The 16,068-nt window shown below is 54.3% G+C and carries 12 protein-coding genes; 3 read left to right on the top strand and 9 right to left on the bottom strand.

Translation table 11 applies throughout. From position 1 onward, the window contains the following. Positions 1 to 26 precede the first annotated feature (26 nt). Both QT231_RS14580 and QT231_RS14575 read right to left on the bottom strand, forming a co-directional pair. Entirely contained in the window at positions 27 to 389 is a 363-nt protein-coding gene (locus tag QT231_RS14580; RefSeq protein ID WP_308337580.1) for a helix-turn-helix transcriptional regulator, read from the bottom strand. 17 nt (positions 390 to 406) lie between these two features. Continuing rightward, the gene (locus QT231_RS14575) at positions 407 to 658 is read right to left on the bottom strand and encodes a type II toxin-antitoxin system RelE/ParE family toxin (protein ID WP_308337579.1); all 252 of its coding nucleotides are present in this window, start codon (positions 656 to 658) and stop codon (positions 407 to 409) included. A 391-nt stretch (positions 659 to 1,049) separates the two neighbouring features. On the opposite strand from QT231_RS14575, the gene dusA reads away from it, so the two are divergent. Continuing rightward, positions 1,050 to 2,087, top strand: coding sequence for a tRNA dihydrouridine(20/20a) synthase DusA (dusA, locus tag QT231_RS14570; protein ID WP_308337578.1), 1,038 nt, complete (start codon positions 1,050 to 1,052; stop codon positions 2,085 to 2,087). A gap of 46 nt (positions 2,088 to 2,133) precedes the next feature. Here dusA and QT231_RS14565 read toward each other — a convergent pair whose 3' ends face one another. Together QT231_RS14565 and QT231_RS14560 are read right to left on the bottom strand one after the other, a co-directional pair. After that, positions 2,134 to 3,588 (bottom strand): catalase, encoded by a 1,455-nt coding sequence (locus QT231_RS14565; RefSeq protein ID WP_308337577.1) that lies wholly within the window; start codon positions 3,586 to 3,588, stop codon positions 2,134 to 2,136. Positions 3,589 to 3,793: 205 nt separating this feature from the next. Next, entirely contained in the window at positions 3,794 to 4,825 is a 1,032-nt protein-coding gene (locus tag QT231_RS14560; RefSeq protein WP_308337576.1) for a succinylglutamate desuccinylase/aspartoacylase family protein, read from the bottom strand. A gap of 216 nt (positions 4,826 to 5,041) precedes the next feature. Between QT231_RS14560 and QT231_RS14555 the strand changes: the two genes are divergently transcribed. Next, the gene (locus tag QT231_RS14555) at positions 5,042 to 5,653 is read left to right on the top strand and encodes a TetR family transcriptional regulator (protein ID WP_308337575.1); all 612 of its coding nucleotides are present in this window, start codon (positions 5,042 to 5,044) and stop codon (positions 5,651 to 5,653) included. 77 nt (positions 5,654 to 5,730) lie between these two features. Next, a complete protein-coding gene (locus tag QT231_RS14550; protein ID WP_308337574.1) occupies positions 5,731 to 6,663 on the top strand; it encodes an alpha/beta hydrolase in 933 nt (310 codons plus the stop codon). A gap of 107 nt (positions 6,664 to 6,770) precedes the next feature. Here QT231_RS14550 and QT231_RS14545 read toward each other — a convergent pair whose 3' ends face one another. The 5 genes from QT231_RS14545 to QT231_RS14525 form a co-directional block, all read right to left on the bottom strand. Next, a complete protein-coding gene (locus QT231_RS14545; RefSeq protein ID WP_308337572.1) occupies positions 6,771 to 7,457 on the bottom strand; it encodes a hypothetical protein in 687 nt (228 codons plus the stop codon). 167 nt (positions 7,458 to 7,624) lie between these two features. Further along, positions 7,625 to 10,813 (bottom strand): efflux RND transporter permease subunit, encoded by a 3,189-nt coding sequence (locus QT231_RS14540; RefSeq protein WP_308337571.1) that lies wholly within the window; start codon positions 10,811 to 10,813, stop codon positions 7,625 to 7,627. Continuing rightward, the gene (locus tag QT231_RS14535) at positions 10,813 to 12,093 is read right to left on the bottom strand and encodes an efflux RND transporter periplasmic adaptor subunit (RefSeq protein WP_308337570.1); all 1,281 of its coding nucleotides are present in this window, start codon (positions 12,091 to 12,093) and stop codon (positions 10,813 to 10,815) included. Before QT231_RS14535 ends, QT231_RS14540 begins: the two co-directional genes overlap by 1 nt. Positions 12,094 to 12,170: 77 nt before the next feature. Further along, on the bottom strand, positions 12,171 to 13,640 hold the full coding sequence (locus QT231_RS14530; protein WP_308337569.1) for a TolC family outer membrane protein: 1,470 nt from the start codon (positions 13,638 to 13,640) through the stop codon (positions 12,171 to 12,173). A 248-nt stretch (positions 13,641 to 13,888) separates the two neighbouring features. Then, entirely contained in the window at positions 13,889 to 15,820 is a 1,932-nt protein-coding gene (locus QT231_RS14525) for a sigma 54-interacting transcriptional regulator (protein ID WP_308337568.1), read from the bottom strand. Positions 15,821 to 16,068: the final 248 nt, after the last annotated feature.

Raw genomic sequence — 16,068 nt, 5'->3', positions numbered from 1 at the left:
TGGCTTGCGCATGTGAATGGAGATCTTCAGGTGAGATCCATTAACTCAACATTCAATGCTTGAGCGATACGCTGGAGCACACTTAGCGACCCTGTCTTTTTGCCTGACTCTATTTCGGAGAGATAGCCTTGGCTGATACCTGCTTTCGCGGCCAGCTCGCCCGCCCGCAAACCCCGGTGCTCGCGGTACACTTTAACCGGTGCGACACCGTCTAAAAGCGCATCAACTACCGCCACAGGAAAGGACTCTTCACCACGCGCCACCACGGCATTAGCCGCGTCGATATCATTCAGGTCTTCCAACCGCTCCAGCAAAGCGAGGTAATCTTGCTCCGCTAACACCACAAGCCGCTCCCCGGTTGGGGTATTAATAATTTGAGGTGCGCTCATGCTGCCTCCTATTGTCATCATGGGTAAATTCCACCACGGGCACCAATATTAACGATATCCAATACATCGCCATGTTCGTCGATGATCACCCGCCAATCGCCTACCCGCAGTCGAATGTAGTCACTGCCCTTTAACGCCTTCACATTATTGAGCTGGCTTGCAGGGTCTTCCGCGTAAGCCTTGATTTTGCTCTGTATACGCTGAGATTCCGGCCGCGGAATACGCTGCAAGACCTTTAAGGCGTTTTTCCGGTATGTGATAGTCTTCATCAGAACAATTATAGCTATAAGCTAAAATAAAGCGATTTTTTAGCCAATAGCTAAAAATAATCGCATAGGGTCAGACTTTAAAGAGTAGAGCTATGCCGTTATTGTCGTGGTGTACACTACGCTGTATGCCGATGAGTAATTCTTTTTACTGCATCTCCTACCCTTCGCATAGATATTTTTTGAAGTTGCTCCAACTCTGTGCTGGGCGCCCTTTCTTACGTACAATAGCGCGTATACAAAGTGCTATTGCTGAAAAGCTCTTAAGGTGTACCTGAATTTTCGAGTCATTAGCTAATAAGGCTGCTTGGTAGACTTTGGGTACATCGAGTGCGTTAATTGCGTTATTAAGAGGCAATATAGCTGTATTTTGCACATCCACCGACATTACTAAATGACTAATTTATATAAAGAAAACAGTGCAAATCGGGGTCGTCTATTTTCTGTGGCACCCATGATGGACTGGACCACAAGGGACTACAGAGCCTTCGCACGTACCTTAACCAAGCGTGCGCTGCTGTATACCGAGATGGTCACTACCGGTGCGATTTTGCATGGGACGCCCCGTGAGCGCTTTTTGGGCTATAGCGAGGTGGAGCACCCGCTTGCGTTGCAGTTAGGCGGCAGCGATGCCGGTGAGCTAGCAGAGTGCGCGGCGATTGCCGAGGCCTGGGGCTATGATGAGGTGAACCTGAACGTCGGTTGCCCGAGCGACCGCGTGCAGAACAATATGATTGGCGCGTGCTTGATGGGTTATCCCGAAAAGGTCGCCGATGCGGTGCGGGCGATGCAGGACGCAGTGTCTATTCCGGTCACGGTGAAGTGCCGTATTGGTATTGATGATCAGGATGAAGATGCCGACCTTGAGCGGTTTATCGCTATCGTTGCGGATGCAGGCTGTGAAGTGTTTACCGTCCACGCCCGTAAGGCGTGGCTGCAGGGGTTATCGCCAAAACAGAACCGCGATGTGCCACCGCTCAACTACCCTCGCGTCCATCGCTTAAAACTAAGCCGCCCTGAGCTGCATATTGGTATTAACGGCGGGATCAAAACGCTGGCGGAGTGCCAAGAGCAGCTTACCCAAGTGGATAGTGTAATGGTGGGTCGTGAGGCTTATCAAAATCCGTGGCTGCTCGCCGGGGTTGATGAGCAGCTGTTTGGAGAAAAAGGCCCGGCAGCAAGCCGCTTGGATGTCGCGATTGCTTTCCGGCCTTATATTCAACAGCGCCTGGATGAAGGCGCGAAGCTGAATCACATTACCCGCCACCTGCTGGGTCTGTTTCAGGGCTGCCCTGGCGGCAGGCGCTTTCGGCGTCATTTGTCGGAACACGCCCATAAAGAAGGCGCAGGATTGCGCCTATTTGATGAAGCATTAAGTTTAGTGCGCGAGCCAGAGGCCCAAGCCACACAGCCCGCCACCGTTGTTGCTTAACGTTAAACGTTGAGGCGGCGCGCCGTGTACTTAAAAGCCGCGCTCGTTAGCCGCCTTTCACGCCCTTAGCGATACGGTCACCGACTTCTTGGTCGATATTGCGCCAATACTCAAACGCACGCTGAAGCACGGGCTCCGTAACGCCATCCGACAAGTGCCCGACGACGTTTGAAACCAAGCGGTCACGCTGGGCGTCGTCCATCACTTCACGCACTAGTGTGTGCGCCTGCCCCCAATCGTCATCATCCCGGCGCAGGGTATAAGCCGTGCGCACAAAATCGCCGCTGACTTCCCAGGTATTATCCATCGGGTAGCGTTCGGCATCGGCCGAGGGGCCGCCTTTTGAGTTGGGCGCATACACCGGATCGGTCACGTTTTGCACGCGCATTGCGCCATCTTTGGTGTAGCTGTGCACCGGCGTTTTAGGTGAATTCACCGGGATCTGCTTGTAGTTCACCCCTAACCGCGCCCGGTGGGCATCGGCATAAGAGAACCCACGCGCTAGCAGCATTTTATCAGGGCTCAAACCCGTACCCGGCACCATATTGTTGGGCTCAAATGCCGCCTGCTCAATCTCGGTGTGATAATCCGTGGGATTACGATCCAGAATCAGCTTACCCACTTCAATCATCGGGTAGTCCCCGTGGGGCCACACCTTGGTCAAATCAAAGGGGTTATAGCGATAGGTCTTCGCCTCTTCGAACGGCATAATCTGCACTTTCAGCGTCCAGCTGGGGTGGTCGCCATTCTTGAGGGCTTCGTAGAGATCGCGGGTATGGTAGTCAGCGTCAGTACCGGCCATTTTGTCCGCTTCTTCCTGGGTAAGGAAGTCGATGCCCTGGTCGGTTTTAAAGTGGTACTTGACCCAAAACCGTTCACCCTCTTCGTTGATCCACATATAGGTATGGCTGGAATAGCCGTTCATATGGCGCCAGGTTTTCGGAATACCCCGGTCGCCCATTAGCCAAGCCACTTGGTGAGCCGATTCAGGCGACAGTGTCCAGAAGTCCCACTGCATATCATGGTCGCGCAGGTTGGTATCCGCACGGCGCTTTTGCGAGCGGATAAAGTGCTGGAACTTCATCGGATCACGCACAAAGAACACCGGGGTATTGTTCCCCACCATATCGAAGTTGCCTTCTGTGGTGTAGAACTTGATCGAAAAGCCGCGCGGGTCGCGCCAGGTGTCTGGGCTGCCCCGTTCGCCTGCCACGGTTGAAAAGCGCATCAGCGTTTCCGTCGTTGTGCCCGGCTGGAATACCGCTGCTTTGGTGTACTTACTCACATCGTGAGTCACTTCAAAACGCCCAAAGCCACCGCCACCTTTGGCGTGAGGCTGGCGCTCAGGAATACGCTCACGGTTGAAGTTTGCCATCTGCTCAATCAAGTAGTGATCGTTGAGCAGAATAGGGCCATTGGGCCCAATGGTCAGCGAGTGTTCATCACTGGTGACCGGTATGCCCGCATCCGTCGTGGTGTGCTTGGGTTTATCGCTCGTCATCGCTTTTCCTCCATGTCACGGTAGACGTGGCGTTTGATCGCCACTCGTTCGAGTACGATGAAAGCTTAGCTGTTTGTTTTAGTTGTCATCTTTAGCAGCCGCTAACAAAGCCCAACCTTAGGTATAGTCAAACGGTTGCTAACTTGCCATTTATAGTAGCGAGTTCTTAACTATCAAAGCGATAGTTTTTTATTATCAAAACTGATTAATAAAACGAATCAGGCGGCGGTACCAAGCTTGAATTAAAGCTCTCAATAGCCGTTTCAGCCTCATCAATTTCATTAAAACGAGCAATATGGAAGAGTGCCTCGCCTTCATTGGCCAGCGGCAAGCGACTCATACCAATCACGATACCATCGGCGACGGCGCGCACTTCGCCCTCATCGTTACCAAAGGGGTCAGCGACTTTGCCTAGCACCTCGCCTTTGGCCACGCGTGCACCTAGGCGCACCTTGGGACGTAAAATGCCATCGATAGGCGCACGTGCCCAGCTTGACCCTTTGGCCAGCTCCGCGGGTGCTGGCGTGCGGCGGCGCTGCTCACCTGTCAGCATGCCTAGTCGACGCATTACCCGCAGTACACCACGAACCCCAGGGGCAATCGCCCACTCGTCAAAACGCAGCGCTTCACCGGCTTCATAGGTGAGTACTGGAATCCCGCGGGTCTGGGCGTAGTGGCGCAAGCTACCTTCGCGCAGCTCCGCATTCAGGATCACAGGCGCACCGAAAGCATCGGCCATTCGCTCGGTTTCGCTGCCGGTTTGCAGCTGAGCACGAATTTGCGGCAGGTTGGTGCGGTGAATAGCGCCAGTGTGGAGATCGATAATATGCGTGGCGTGATCAACAATTTTTTCACGAAATAGCGCGGCGATACGGCCACCTAAGGAGCCCGACTCACTGCCCGGAAAGCAGCGATTGAGATCACGCCGATCAGGCAAGTAGCGGGTTTGCTGTAAAAAGCCAAATACATTGACGACCGGCACAGCGATCAGGGTACCGCGGATGCTATTGATTGCTTTCGCACGCAGTACCCGACGGACAATTTCCACGCCATTAATCTCATCGCCGTGAATGCCGCCGCATACCAACAGCACCGGGCCATCCTTGCGACCATGGACGACCTCGACAGGAATATGCAGGGGCGTATGGGTATATAAGCGCGCCACCGGCACATCAATTTGTAAGCGTTGGCCGGGCTGAATGGTATGTTCGCCCAGCTGAAAAGGAGCTCGCGCCATGCTTTCTTTCCTGTATTTTTTAATCCGTTTTGCTCACGACGCTAGTACGCATGTGGCTGGTTTCATAACCTGTTTATACGCTTTTGGTGGCGAAATGACGAATTTGTTAACTTACGTTATGAGGTAGGTCATTTATCCATACAGTTTTGAATGTAAATGTGCTTCAGCTTAGGTTAAAATGTGACCATACAGTGTCGATTATGAGGTTGCATTTCCATGGCAAGAAAGACCAAAGCAGAAGCGGCTGCTACCCGAGAAGCGCTGCTTGAAGCTGCTGAAGAGGTATTTTTTGCCAAAGGTGTGGCACGCACTTCCCTCGAGCAAATTGCTCGCCATGCTGGCCTTACCCGCGGCGCCGTTTATTGGCATTTCAAGAATAAAGGCGACCTGTTCATGGCGCTGGTTGAGCAGGTGCGCATGCCGTTTCAGTCGTTGATGGATGAGGTCGACAAAGCTGACGCCGAACTATCGCCGCTAGAAACCATACGGTTAGCTTGCCATGCGGGCCTGGTGCGCCTTGAGCAACCCTCTTACCAGCGGATACTGTCGATTTTACTGCATCGCTGCGAATTTTTTAGCGATATTAATCCGTTAGAAATGCAGGACAAGATCGGCAACGAGTGTTTTGAAGAAATGCTCGACGTCTTCGTGCTAGCTAAGCAACAGAAGCTATTGCGCGAAGATCTCAGCCCCGAAATGGCGACGCGGATAATGCAATCCATGCTAGGCGGCCTTTTCCACGACTGGCTACGTAACCCCGAGGCTTTTTCGATTCGTGAACGCGGTGGCGAACTGATTGATGCCGCTATTCTTATGATGCAGCGCTAAACACCTCCCCCTGCTCTCGCTGCAATGCAGCAGGTATGCTTATACTGGCCCTACTGTTATAGCCGTGTGAGCACACTATGGATGCCTTGGAATTTGTCCGCGTACGCGAATTGGAAGTGGCCGTACGCATTTGGAACCCTACCGCCCCGCGCACGTTAATCGCTTGGCATGGATTTGCCCGTCACGGCGGCGACTTTAGCGCACTGGCACGAGAGCTCGGCAGTGAATGGCGGATTCTTGCCCCGGACACCCCCGGTCGCGGGTTATCCAGCTGGTCGCTGTTTCCTGCCCATGACTACCTTTATAGCCATTACGTGTCGGTAGCGATTGCACTGCTCGATCACTTTGAACTCGATTACGTGGATTGGTTGGGCACCTCAATGGGTGGCCTGCTTGGTATGTTGATCGCTGCTGACCCACAGCACAGCTTGCGTATTTCCCGGCTGATTCTTAACGACGTAGGCCCCGAACTGAACACCCAGGGCCTTATAGGTCTTTCCAGCTATTTCGGCGTCACCCACCGTTTCTCTACTTTTAGCGAACTCCAACAAGAGCTCAACCAGCACTACGCCAGTTTCGGTATTACCGCTGAATCTGCTCGGCGCGAACTAGCGCTCAACAGTGCCCGACGGTTACCAGATGGCAGTTGGACGTATCACTTTGATCCCCGCATTGGCGAGCAGTTTGTGCACGATACGCCGCGGGACATGTGGGCTGACTGGGCGAAAATTCGCTGTCCGCTGATGGTTATACGCGGGGAGGAATCGACGCTTCTAGACCCGGAAACACTGCCGCGGATGGCCGAGGTACAACCTAAACTTGTTACCCTAAACGTGCCTAACTGCGGTCACGCGCCTATGCTGGATAAGCCCGCACAGGTTGATCCCATCCGCGACTTTTTAAATCGCCCCGCTCCTCGTCCAGCCCCAGTGGATAAAACGCACAACGCCACTGGCTGGCAGCGTGCAGTGCAGTGGCTGGCGCAGCTGTGGCGACGGTGGCGGAAGTAGACCGGGATGCTTAAGCTATTTGCCTCCCGGTTAGGGCCTGTTGACGGTTCAGCGCGGCCGTGAGTGAAACGTCAACAGGCCCTGGCATCCGCAGTGAAAAGAGTGTATCAGTGAGAAGTAGAGTAATGGGTTGAATGGCGGTTTTTCTGGTTTAGCCGCAATTTATTTAAGCGAACCCGCGTTTCGAGATACGCCTGCTCGGAGACGCTGCGGTAAGCACCCTCTTCAGGTAAATACTTCACCAGCACTCGGCGCTCCCCCTGCACAGGCAGGGCATCACGTTTGCTAAGTAGCTTCACCGTGCTGTTAGGCTCATTATCAATCACCGCAAACGCCTGTTCCCCCGCGCCTTGGCGCTCAGTCACGATGACCGTTTGGCCCAGCAGGCAACGCCGGGTAAAGGGGCGATACCGGTGCAGTGCACTGTGCAACGCCTGGCAGAGCATCGCCGCTACGGGCGAGGCCACCACCAGCGAGCCCCATAGCACCAACACCCCTACCGGTATGCGTATCAAGCCAAGCGGCAGCCAACGTAACACCAGCAGCTCGATCGCCAGTGTAATCACCGCAGCAATGGTTAAAATTACCGTTAATGCCAGCGTGGCGAGAACACCGGCGAAACCTAGAGATACCAGCGTACTGGCGAGATGATCCTCTTTTAAGCTATCACGCTCAAACAGCTCCAACGGGGCTAGACGAATAATCACTAAGAGCCAATAGAAACCTAACAATCCGATAAGCAACGTAAAGACGATGGTCGGAAATTGGATAGCAGCGTGCAGTAGATCATTCATGATGACACCTCCCCCGGTACTTAGCCGGTGATGTATTGTTACTTCCAGCTTAGTCCAGGTTAGCTTTTGAGCGCCACCTCTACCTTGATCTCGGTCAGATCCATAAAAAAACAGATGCCATCCGAAGATGACACCCGCTGTTTTTGCTCGTGATTAATCGCTAAGGATTAGTGTTTGTCATGCTCAAGTGCCGGTTGCGGGTCATCATGCTTATGCCCTTTCATCTTGCGACTTAGCCAATCAGAAACAGTTGCAATCATGGCATAGAAGCTGGGAATGAACAGGCTACCCAAGGTGGCAACAGAGAACATACCCATAGCAACCGTGGTGCCAATGTGGTGGCTGCTCACGTCGCTGGCACCAGTTGCCAGTGCAAGCGGCAAGGTACCAAAGATAAATGCCAGGGAGGTCATCACGATGGGACGGAAGCGCAGCTCCGCTGCGGTAATAGCCGCCTCACGAATTGATTTTCCCTGCTCCTTACGCTGCAGTTCGGCAAATTCAACGATCAGGATCGCGTTCTTCGCCGCCAACCCGACCACCACCAGCATGCCGATCTGCACATACACACTGGTGTCCAGCCCGCGCAACGCGATACCACCAATCCCTCCCAGGAAAGCAAAAGGCGTTGCAGTCAATACCGCTAGCGGTAATGACCAACTCTCATACTGAGCCGCCAGGATCAGGAAGACCATCAATAGGCCGAAGACAATCGCCAGCGTCGCGGCACTACCCATATTGGACTCTTGGTATGCGGTACCCGTCCAGCCCATGCCCCAGTCGCTACCCAGCGCTTCCTCCACGACTTCGTTCATCGCTTCGATCGCCTGAGCTGAGCTATAACCAGCTGCTGGCTCACCCTGGAACATTGCACCGGCGTAAACCCCGAAACGGGACACTACCGACGGACCGGTTTGGCGCTCAAGCTCGACAAATTCAGAGAGCGGGATACGTTCGCCATTTCCACCACGCACGTAAACGCTGCTGACGTCTTCCGGCGTCTTGCGGAATTCATCTTCGTTTTGCAGATAAACCTGGAAATTACGGTTTTGGTAGCTGAAGTAGTTCACAAAGCCGTTACCAAAGGTATTGCCCAGGGCCGAATTAATGTTCTCCAGCGCCACGCCGTAACTTAATGCTTTTTGCTGATCAATGTTGGCACGGTAGGACGGTACATTAACGTTGAACGTGGTAAATACCCGGTTCAAGGCAGGGTGCTGGTTAGCTTTCTGCATGATTTGCAGCGATGCTTCATACAGCTCACGGGGCGATGCCCCATCAAAGGACTGCAAGTAGCCGGTAAAACCGCCGGTGGTCGAAAGCCCCATGATAGGTGGCAAGTTAAAGGCCATCGCGGAACCGCCATCAATACTGGCGCCCAACCCCATAATACGCCCTACGAGTTCGGTGGCCGTAAGGTCACGCTCAGACCAAGGGCTTAGATTGATAAACATTACCCCCCGAGCGGTATTCACGGCACTCGACAAAATGTCGTAGCCCGCCACCGCTGAGGAGTATTCCACGCCGGGAATATCTTCAATGGCCGCACTCAGTTTTGCCATATAGCGCTGGGTGCGATCCAGCGACGCGGCGTCGGGGAGCGATACACTCACCAACACAACCCCCTGATCAGTTTCCGGCACCAGCGTCGAAGGTGTATTGGCATAGAGCCAGTAGGAGCCCACCCCGGTAAGCACCGTTAGTGCTAACGCTAACACCCATAAACGCACCAGGCCTTTTACTACCCACATATAGGCGGCAGTAATACCAGCAAACAGTCGGTCAAACAGGCGCAGCGGTGTGTTCAAGGCACGCTTAACTTTGGACTGTCCTGCTCCCGCGATTTTATGCTTGATAAAAATCGCCGACAGGGCGGGCGTAAAGGTCAACGCCATTAGCGCCGAAATGGCTACCGAGATGGCGACAGTGATCGCGAACTGCTGGTAAATTTGACCGGTAAAACCGCCCAGAAACGCCACGGGTACAAACACTGCGGCCATAATCAGCGACGTCGCAATGACCGGCCCGCCCACTTCTTTCATCGCCCGAATAGTAGCGTCGCGAACGCTAATATCGTCTTCTTCACTCAGCACGCGCTCGACGTTCTCTACCACCAGAATGGCATCATCGACCACTATCCCTATCGATAAAACCAAGGCAAACAGGGTCAGCAGGTTGATCGAAAAACCAAACACATAGAAGCCAGCAAACGTACCCACAACAGCGACCGGTACCACCGACATGGCGATCACGGTGAAACGCCAGTTCTGCAGGAAAATAAACAGAATGACGATAACGATCAGAAAAGCTTCAATAAAGGTGTGGAGCACCGTTTCCACAGAGGCATCAATAAACAGGGTTGTATCATAAGGGGCAACATACTCGAGCCCGGGAGGGAAGCGTCCCGACAGCTCCTCCATCGTGTCCCGCACACCCTGAGCAGTTTCCAGCGCGTTTGCACCGGGCTGTTGGTTAATAATAATCGGCGTCATGGTTGAGCCGTTCAAACGCGCATCAACCCCGTAGAAAGATGCCCCAAGCTCAATGCGCGCGACATCTTCCAGGTGCAGCGAAGAGCCGTCGCTATTGGTACGCAGGTAAATATTACGGAAGTCGTCGACATTACTGAGGCGACCGCCAGCGGTAATCGTATAGGTGTACGCCCGCGGGTCACTTTGCGGCGTCGAGGCCAAGTTGCCCGCCGGTACTTCAGTATTTTGCGCCCTAATCGCGCTGGCCACTTCACTGGGCGTCAGGTCGTACTGGGCCAGTTTATCCGGATCCATCCAGATACGCATGGCAAACTCACCGCCGCCCAGCACTTCTGCATTACCCACACCCGGCACCTGACGCAGTTCATCAAGCACGTTCAACGTGGCGTAGTTCTGCATATAGATGTTGTCGTAGTCACCATCAGGTGAGGTCAACGCGATAAACATCAAAATAGAGTCAGAGCGCAGCTCAACGGTGACACCTTGTGACTGCACGGCTTCAGGTAACTGCGAAAGTGCCCCCTGAACCCGGTTGTTAACGTTGATGGTGTTAATATCACCGTCGGTGCCGATATTGAAGGCAACACTCAGGCTCATAAGGCCGTTATCAGCGCTATTAGAGGTCATGTAGAGCATGTCCTCAACGCCGTTAATGGCTTCTGCAATGGGGGCTGCCACCGTTTGTGCAACGGTTTCGGCATCCGCCCCAGGGAACTGCGCCTGCACCGATACCGTCGGCGGCACCACACTGGGGTACTGCTCAATCGGCAGAATCCGCATGGACATCACGCCAACCAACGTCACGATAATCGCCAGTACTGTGGCAAATATCGGGCGGCTGATGAAGAAGTTAGAGAAGTTCATTATTGCGCACCCTCTTCCCCTTCAGCGGGCTGACCATCTGCTGCTGGCCCCTCTTCCATTGCCTCTGCCGCTTCAGCCTGCTGTTGCGTCTCTTCTTGCTCCACATCTTCAACGATGTTTTCAGCGTTGCCATCAAACGGTTGAGGATCAATCGTCACGCCCGGCTCTAAACCAGCAGGGTCGCCGACCACCACACGATCCCCCCGCTCTAGCCCCTCACGAATTAACTGCCACGGACCAGCCACTTCACCCAATGAAACAGTCCTTTCGCGGGCTTTGTTGTCCTCATCCAAGACAAATACCTGCGGGCCCATTAACCCTTGGGTAACGGCAATTTCCGGCACGGCCATGACATCAAAACGTTTCAGGCCTTCAATACGCACACGCACAAATTGGCCAGGCAGCACAGCCGCATTGGGGTTTTCAAAGGTGGCGGACGCTTGTACGGTGCTGGTGCCGCTATCTACCCGCGACCCGAGGAAGTCTAAATGCCCTTCCAACTCAGAATCGCTGCCGCCACTCACGCCTGGGATGCTCAACCGCGCACGAATATCCGACGTATCACCGCCGTCACGCAACTGGCGACGCAGTTCAAAGGCATCCCGCTGGGGAAGTTGGAAACGCACCTCAAGTGGATCCAACGGCGTGATTGTCGCTAATTCCGTACCGGAGGTAACCAGATTGCCCACGTTGATTTGGCTCAACCCGATCATGCCCGATACAGGGGCAGTCACCTGGGAGTACCCCAGATCCAGGTTAGCGCTGGAGAGCGCCGCCTCAGCCTGTGCCACGCTCGCCTGGGCGACCCGCTGGTCTGCCAGTGCCTGATCATACTGCTGACGGCTCACCGAGTTCTGGCTGAGCAGCTGCTCAAAACGTTGAGCGTCGCGCTGGGCGCGGGCAAGCTCGGCACGGGCACTCTGTAGATCTGCTTCACGCTGATTGACGGTTGCCTGGTAAAGATCCGGTTCGATGGTGTAAAGACGATCGCCCTGCTCCACTAACTGGCCAGGTTCAAAGTGGCGCTCCTCCAGAAACCCATTGACACGGGCGACCAAAGTGACTTCAGCATCACTGCGCAGCAGTGATGGGTACGACTTATCCAGCGGTATATCCTGACGCGCCATTTCAGCCACTTCGACCTTATGGGGAGGGGCTTCTTGCTGGGCACCTTGGCCCTGTTGAGGCGCTTCGTTTTGTTCTTGCCCACAGGCTGAAAGTGCCAGCGCAGCTACTAGCGTCACCAGACTCGCTCGGCGAGAGTGAATCATCTTCTTCATACGTTGCATTCCCATATATCTTTTTTAAGGTGACCGATAGCACATGCGCACCTGAATCACTTCCAACCAACGGGCAATTAGGTGCCAGGCTGGGGCGGTGCGCCGATGTTGAGCGCCGGCTCATAGCGGTCATTGCCAATGCTTTCTGGCAAGGTAAAATTCACCTCATCACCGGTTAACCACGCATTAACTTCCTCAATGGCGTCCACATCAAGTCGTCCTGCCTGCTGACGCAGCGAGAGCAGATTAACGACATAGTCGTAGCGAGCCTCTGCGTAGTTGGCGATGGCGTTATACAAATTCTGCTCAGCATTCAAAACATCCACGATGTTACGAGTGCCGACCTCGTAGCCAGCGCGGGTGGCTTCCAGCGCGCTGCGGTTCGAGACGATCGCCTGCTCACGGGCCTCGACGGTTTCCACATCGTTGCTGACTTGCGTATACAGCGAGCGAACCTGCTGGATCGAGGAGCGACGCTGAGACTCGAAATCATACTGGCTACTCTCCAGTTGATAAGTCCCTTGGCGGATGCTGGCGCTGGTACTGCCGCCGGTGTAGATGGGTAAATTAGCGCGTATGCCTACCTGGCTAGAGGAGTCATTCCCGGTGGCGTTATCAATATCACTGTCGCCATACTGATAGTTGCCAAAGGCTGAAAGAGTGGGCAAACGACCCGCGCGGGCAATTTCCACACCGCTGCGTGATACCTCAATCCCCGCCTGTTGCGCCAATACCTGAGGATTACGCTCAATGGCTTGCTCTACCCAGTAGTCGCGGCTGCTTGGCTCAGGGAGTGCAATCGGCATGCTGTCGCCCAGGGCTTCGATACTGGCATAGCGCTGGCCGGTCAACTGCTCGAGTGCCTCAAAAGCTACCTGCAGACTGCTCTCTGCGGCAATCCGGTCAGCACGTGACTGGTCAAAGGTGGCGCGAGCCTCTTCGACCTCGGTAATCGCTATTAAGCCAACCTCAAACTGCTCGCGCGCCTGCTCGAGCTGGCGTCCGATGGCACGCTCTTGGGCAAAACGCGCTTCGAGCACTTCGTGAGCACGCAAAATGTCAAAATAGGCGCTGGCCACGTCAATTAGCAGCTGCTGTTCGGTAGCTGCGAGCAGATATACCTGCTGGTCGATCTGGCGCTCGGCCTGGGTGACTTGTTGGCGTGTCACTTCATCATAAAGCGCTTGGGTGGCTTCAAGGGTGAGCGATACAGTGTTGTAACGGTCATCACCGGCACCCACACGGCCCGCGCCCGCGCCAGCACCCGCTCCGGCTTGGGAGGAGCCCTGGCTTTCATACTGCTCGTTGTGCGCCACGGTGCCCGAAGCGTTAATTTGCGGGAGCAACCCACCTCGTGCCACGTCTCTGCCTGCCTCAACACCCAGATACGTCGAGCGCGCCGAAGCAAGCTCAGCGTTGTTGTCTAACGCATCACGGGTAATGGTGATGAGATCGGCAGCTTGAGCAGGCAATACAAAAGAAGCGGTTAATACCGCCAGCAGTAGGGGTCGTAAAGGGGCATTGACTGCCCAGTGTGCCAGTCGCATGGGATTGCCTCTAGATATCAGTGTCAGATGGTAAACGCGCTTAGTCTCTCAACTTACTTGATTTGTGCTACAGAAAACTAAGCCAGTTAGCGCGCTAAATCACTCGAAATACGGTGCCATTCAGAAAGATGAGCATTATAGTTACATTCATGTATGTATGCTAGCCTTGAACAATCTAAAAATGTGTGAACAGCCTATTGTCAAGTCGCTTCCAGCTTACCTTAGTCCAAAGCATGATGGGTTGGCGATTAATGCGGCGCTCTTTTGCGAAAATCACGCGTGTCGATACCCCATTTATTTAGCCGTGAGGCCAGGGTAGTGGGCTTGATACCAAGCAGCTCCGCCGCGCCCCCTGCCCCAGAGACCTTACCTCGTGCCTGCTCCAGAGCGGCAATCGTGCTCGCTCGCTGGCGCTGGCTAAGCGCCTGTTCGGTCAGCAGGGTTGCTCTGCTCTGGTTCTCGCAGGACTGGGGCGGAGGCGGCATCGATTTAGTAACCCCCATCGAGCGTGGCGGCTCCCCCAACAGCAGGTCATCAAACATCAAGCGTCGATCCTGGGTCACGATGACCTGGCGCTCAATGATGTTCTCCAGTTCACGAATATTGCCTGGCCAAGGATAGCGCTGCAGGATCTCCAGCTGGGCTGGGGGAATCCGCACCCCAGGCTTATTAAATTTCAGGCAGGCGCGCTGTAAAAAGTGCCTCGCTAGCAGCGGTACATCCTCAATTCGCTTGCGTAGCGGTACCGAATCAATGGGGAACACGTTGAGACGGAAATAGAGATCTTCACGAAAGTGGCCTAAATCTATCATGTCGCGCAGTTCGCGATTGGTGGCGGCAATCACCCGCACATCCACTTCGCGGGTACGGTTATCGCCCACGCGCTCAAACTGCTGATCCTGCAGCACTCGCAGCAGCTTGCTCTGTAGCTCCAGGGGTATTTCACCGACTTCATCCAAAAATAGCGTGCCCCCGTGGGCAAGCTCAAAGCGCCCGGTACGATCCTGCACGGCACCGGTAAAAGCGCCTTTCACATGGCCAAAGAATTCACTTTCAAACAGGTCACGGGGAATAGCTGCGCAGTTCACGCGGATCAGCGGTCGATCGCTACGTGTACTACCGGCATGAATGGCGCGGGCAATCAGCTCTTTACCGGTGCCCGACTCGCCGCTAATCAATACGTTAGCGCTGGTGGGGGCCACCAACTCAATCTGCTGGATCAGCTTTGCCACCGCCGGGCTATCGCCCACAATATCGCGGTGATTGAGCTCTGCTTTTATCTCTTCTTGCAGGTACTCATTTTCAAGTTCAAGGCGCTGCTTGAGAGACCCCACTTCAGCAAGGGCATCGCGCAGTTGCTGCTCGGCGCGTTTGCGCTCGCGAATATCACGAAACAGCACCACCGCCCCGACCAGTCGCCCCATCTCGAATATCGGTGTACTGGTGTACTCGACGGGTATCGCCTCGCCATTTTTGTGCCAGAACACTTCGTTATCGACGTGATGTACCTGGCCGTCGCTAAACGAGGCGTGGATAGGGCACTGCTGCACCGGAAAATGGCTGCCGTCAGCATGAGTGTGGTGGAACATTAGGTGCGCATCGTGGCCCACCATATCCTCGGTACTCCAACCCAGAATGCGTTCTGCTGCGGGATTAACGAAGGTGGTTTTGCCTTCAGCGTCCAGCCCGTAAATGCCCTCCCCCGCTGCGCCCAGAATAAGCTGGTTCTGCTTTTCAATCCGCTCAAACACCTGCTCAACCCGCTGCCAGCCCACTTCCCCCTGGCGGTGCTGGCGGCCTAGCTCGGCCTTGGCACGCCGCTGCTCGGCCTTATTGCGGTCAATCACTGTTAATAACAGCTGAGAAGAGTCGTCGATACGCTGAGCATAAACCTCAACGCGATACGGCTGACGGAGCATATCCAGCATTACCAAATCATCCGACCAGGCCGACTTTTGTGTCAGAGCCTCGTCGGTAAAGCTCACCCAAAGCGGCAGTGAAGCACTCAAGCGGTGGCTAAACGGGGCCGCTAAAGGCAGCGTTTGATCAATATTGAGCATCTCGCAGGCAGCTGGGTTAGCGTCCAACAACTGATCGGCAAAAGGATCAATCACGATCATTGCAAGCGGTGAAAAATCGCCCATTAGAGCTGCGGTGTGAGTACGTTCTTGTTTACCCATTGGCACATAACTCAGGTTTCAAGGTGGTCTCCACTTAACCATTCAATTCCCACGCCACTTACGACTTTTCGTCAATAAAACAACGAAATATCGTTAGTTACGATTTTTCGTGACCATCTAGCCCGAATTTCTCACGAGGCATAAAAGGAAGCGGCTGAAAGTGTTAAAGTTTCAGGGCCTTACACCAAAAACCAACACCAACAGCCGCTTCCAAAATGGTACCTGAAAAACTGACCTTCTCGCCACTC

This window comes from Halomonas sp. SpR1, assembly GCF_031010175.1.
Lineage (GTDB): Bacteria > Pseudomonadota > Gammaproteobacteria > Pseudomonadales > Halomonadaceae > Vreelandella.
This window is presented reverse-complemented; position numbering and strand designations above follow the sequence as displayed.